This is a genomic window from Arthrobacter sp. H14 (assembly GCF_000520495.1).
Classification (GTDB): Bacteria; Actinomycetota; Actinomycetes; order Actinomycetales; family Micrococcaceae; genus Arthrobacter_C.
In genome coordinates this window covers 1,513-5,648 of record NZ_KI914681.1, presented here as the reverse complement: position 1 = coordinate 5,648, position 4,136 = coordinate 1,513, and the positions used below count along the sequence as shown (strand labels likewise).

General features: G+C 68.0%; 4 protein-coding genes and 1 pseudogene. All 5 read left to right on the top strand.

Annotated elements, in window-relative coordinates; all coding sequences use genetic code 11:
• Positions 1 to 301 (top strand): annotated as a pseudogene (locus tag Y707_RS31700) (ABC transporter substrate-binding protein); the annotation flags it as partial.
• Positions 301 to 1,257 carry an ABC transporter permease gene (locus tag Y707_RS0117830; RefSeq protein ID WP_026536079.1) on the top strand — a complete coding sequence of 319 codons (957 nt, stop codon included), beginning with the start codon at positions 301 to 303 and terminating at the stop codon, positions 1,255 to 1,257. The pseudogene Y707_RS31700 and the gene Y707_RS0117830, both read left to right, overlap by 1 nt.
• A gap of 89 nt (positions 1,258 to 1,346) precedes the next feature.
• Positions 1,347 to 2,159: an ABC transporter permease gene (locus Y707_RS0117825; RefSeq protein WP_035782473.1), complete on the top strand. Its 813-nt coding sequence runs from the start codon at positions 1,347 to 1,349 to the stop codon at positions 2,157 to 2,159.
• Positions 2,156 to 3,907: an ATP-binding cassette domain-containing protein gene (locus tag Y707_RS0117820; protein ID WP_081744982.1), complete on the top strand. Its 1,752-nt coding sequence runs from the start codon at positions 2,156 to 2,158 to the stop codon at positions 3,905 to 3,907. Before Y707_RS0117825 ends, Y707_RS0117820 begins: the two co-directional genes overlap by 4 nt.
• Before the next feature lie 175 nt (positions 3,908 to 4,082).
• On the top strand, positions 4,083 to 4,136 hold a 54-nt coding region (locus Y707_RS32995; protein ID WP_253905245.1), incomplete at its 3' end, for a hypothetical protein.

Genomic DNA, 4,136 nt, shown 5'->3' with positions numbered 1-4,136 from the left:
CCTGCCGCAGACCAACAACGGCTCGCTGCCGGACTCGCCGTTCAACGAGACGCACTGGGCGAACCCGCGCTTCATCGCCCTGGTCGAAGAGGCCAAGGCAACCATCGACGACGACGCCCGCAACAAGCTGATTGCCCAGGCACAGGAAATCGAATACGAAGAAGGCGGCTACATCATCTGGGGCCACCCGAACCAGGCGGACGCCTACCAGCGCTACGTCGCCGGGCTGGTCCCCAACAAGACGGGCCTGGCGTTATCCGGCTACGAATTCCGCCGCGTGTGGATGGGAGGACAGAACTGATGATGTCCATGATTCTCCGCCGCCTGGCGATCAGCCTGGTGATCCTGCTCGTGGTCTCGATGCTCGTCTTCGTCGCCACCCTGCTGCTGCCCGGCGATCCCGCCCAGGCCATCCTCGGCCAGCAGGCCACCCCGGAGCGCCTCGCCGCCCTGCGTGAACAAATGGACCTGAACGATCCGGTCTGGCAGCGCTACCTGACCTGGCTCGGCGGTCTGTTCGTCGGCGACTTCGGCGTCTCGGCAGCCTCCGGCGGTTCCGTCGGTGAGCTGCTCGGCGAGCGCATCGCCGCCTCGCTGGTGTTGATGGGTGCCGCCGCGCTGATCAGCGTCCCGGCCGGCGTCGTCGTCGGAACCTACAGCGCCATCCGCCGCGGCAAGGCCGGCGACCACGCCGCCACCGGCATCTCGCTCGTGCTCGCCGCGCTGCCGGAGTTCGTGATCGGCATCGCGCTGGTCACCGTCTTCTCCACCACCGTGTTCTCGATCCTGCCCTCGGTCACCATGGCCCCGCCGGGTGAGAACGTGTGGGACTACCCGGCCCAGCTGATCCTGCCGGTGCTGACCCTGGTGCTGGTGGTGATGCCGTACATCATCCGGATGATGCGCGCGACCATGATCGAGGTGCTCGATTCCGGACACGTGGAGATGGCCCGGCTCAAGGGTGTTCCGGAGCGGCAGGTGATCCTGCGGCACGCGCTGCCGCACGCCGTCGCCCCGGTGGCCCAGGTGGTTGCGATCCAGCTCGCGTGGCTGGCCGGCGGCATCGTCGTCGTCGAGTTCCTGTTCCGTTACCCCGGCGTCGGTCAGGCCCTGGTGGACGCGGTGACCAACCGTGATGTGCAGGTGGTCCAGGCGCTGTCCATGCTGATCGCGGTGCTCTACATCGTGGTCAACCTGCTCGCCGACGTCGTGGGCATCCTCACCAACCCGAAGCTGCGCACGGAGGGAGCACGATGAGCATCATCGAATCACAGCCCACGACGCCGGAGGAATCACCCGGCACTGTGGCCCGCGAAGTGGAAACCCCTCCGGGCCTGTTCCGCCGGATGCTGCGCCAAAAGCAGGCCAAGATCGGCATCGCTATGACCGGCGCCGTCGTCCTCGTCGCCGTGATCGGCCCGCTGCTGCTGCCCTGGGCCACCGGCTACACCAGCACCGAATTCTCCGGCCGGCCCTTCCAGCCCGACGGCGTCTTCGGCACCGACAACCTGGGCCGCGACATCCTGTCCCGGTTCCTCGACGGCGGACTCCGGCTGCTGATCTACGCCGCGCTCGCCACCGGCCTGGGCATGATCCTCGGCTCGGCCGCCGGCATGCTCGCCGCCTACCAGGGCGGAACGCTGGACAGCATCATCATGCGCGGCAACGACGTACTGCTCGCACTGCCGCAACTGGTCTTCGCGCTGCTCGCCATCACCGTGCTCGGCCCGCAAGGCTGGGTGCTGGTCACCGTCATCGGCATCACCCACGCCCCGAGGATCGCCCGCGTCACCCGCTCGGCCGCGTCGGCGGTGATCACCGAGGACTTCGTCCGCGCCGCGGAAATGTATGCCGTCCCGCGCTGGAAGATCCTGGCCAAGGACGTACTGCCCAACATCACCGGCCCGCTGATGGTCGAACTCGGCCTGCGGATGACCTACTCGATCGCCGCCATCGCCTCGCTGTCCTTCCTGGGCCTGGGACTGCAGCCACCGACCGCCGGCTGGGGCCTGATGATCAACGAAAACCGGATCGCCCTGACGGTCCAGCCGTGGGGCGTGATCCTGCCGGTCCTCGCCATCGCGGTCCTGACCGTCGGCAGCAACCTGATCACCGATTCGCTGGCCCGCGCCTCGGCCACCGTGGAGGAGAGCAAGTGAGTACAGAAACAGCAGAAACTACGACGACGGCGCCCACCGCAGTGCTGCGCGCCGACGGCCTGAAGGTGGCCACCACCGGCGGCAAGGAAATCCTGCACGGCGTCTCCTTCGCCCTCACGCCCGGCAAAATCATGGCGCTGGTGGGCGAATCCGGCTCCGGCAAAACCACCGCCGGCCTCGCCTGCCTGGGCCACTTCCGCACCGGCCTGCAGCACACCGGTGGGTCCATCCTGCTCAGCGACAGCACCGACCTGCTCGAACTGTCCGACGCCGGACGGCGCGCCCTTCGCGGCGGCTCGGTTTCGTACGTCCCGCAGGATCCGGCCCTATCGTTGAACCCCGCGATGCGCATCGGCGAGCAGATCCTCGAAGTGCTGCGCGTGCACGGTTACGGCAGCACCGAGGCCGAACGCCGCGAGCGCCTCGCCGGAGTCCTTACCGATGTCGGCCTGCCCGCCGACGCCGACTACCAGCGCCGCTGGCCGCACCAGCTCTCCGGCGGACAGCAGCAGCGCGTCGGCATCGCCATGGCCTTCGCCTGCCGCCCCGAAGTGATGGTCCTGGACGAACCCACCACCGGGCTCGATGTCACCACCCAGGCGCTGGTGCTGCAGACCATCCACCAGCTCGCCGCCAAGCACGACGTCGCCGGACTGTACATCACGCACGACCTCGCCGTCGTCGCCGAAGTGGCCAGCGACGTCGCCGTCATGCTCGAAGGCGACGTGGTCGAAGCCGGCTCCGTCAAGGAGGTGCTCTACAGCCCGCAGCACCGATACACCCGCAAACTGCTCAACTCCGTACCGGACCTGGCCGGACGACGGCGGATCGGCGACGTCTCCGCCATCACCGGCGAGCACACCGTCGTCGACCCCGACGCCGGAACTCAAGCTGCTTCCGAACCCTCCACCGGCACACAGCCCACTGGGCGCCGCGCCGCCGTATCTGACCGTGCACCGGAACCTGCCGCCGCCACCCAACCCGCAACCAACGACGACGGCGCCCTGCTGTCCGTCTCCGACCTTCGCCTCGCCTACGGCGACAACCAGGTCCTCGACGGAATCGACCTGGCCCTGGCCGAAGGCGAATCCATGATGCTGCTCGGCGAATCCGGCTCCGGCAAAACCACGCTCGCCCGCTGCATCGCCGGCCTCAACGACGCTTATCAAGGCTCGGTCGCCCTCTCTGGCAATACGCTCGAGCGCGGCACCCGGCAGCGCAGCGCGGACGAACGGCACCGGATCCAGTACGTGTTCCAGTCCCCGTTCTCCTCGCTGAACCCGCGGCGGACCATCGCCGAATCGGTCGAGGTCCCGCTGCAGATGTCTGGCAAGCTGAACGCCAAACAGCGCCGCGCCAAAGTCCAGGAAGCACTCGATCAGGTTCGGCTCGGCGCCACCTATCTGGACCGCCGGCCCGGCCAGCTCTCCGGCGGCGAACGCCAGCGCGCCGCCATCGCCCGCGCCCTGGTCAACGCACCCTCCGTGCTGGTCTGCGACGAGGTCACCTCGGCCCTGGACGTGTCCGTGCAGGCCTCCATCATCGACCTGCTGCGCACCCTGCAGGTCGACACCGGCATGGCGATGCTCTTCGTCACGCACAACATCGCCCTCGCCCGGCACATCTCCCAGCGCCTCGCCGTGCTGCAGAAGGGAAGGATCGTGGACCTCGGCCCCACCGGCGACGTGCTGGAGAACCCGCAGCACAGCTACACCCGCGAACTGCTGACCAACGTCCCCTCGCTGTAAAGCCGGGTCGACGGCAGGACCTTCCCAACCACCCTTCCCACCGAACCTTTCCGTCACGTCAGGAGCACGATTGAGCACTCCCTTCCAAACCCACAACGACGGCGGCCTCCCCGCCGAAGGCTTCGACCGGCTGACTGAAGTCTTCGCCAAGCACCTGGATCAATCCCAGGGCGGCATGGCCTTTTGCGTCTACCGGGAAGGGAAACCACTGGTGCGGTTCTACGGCGGC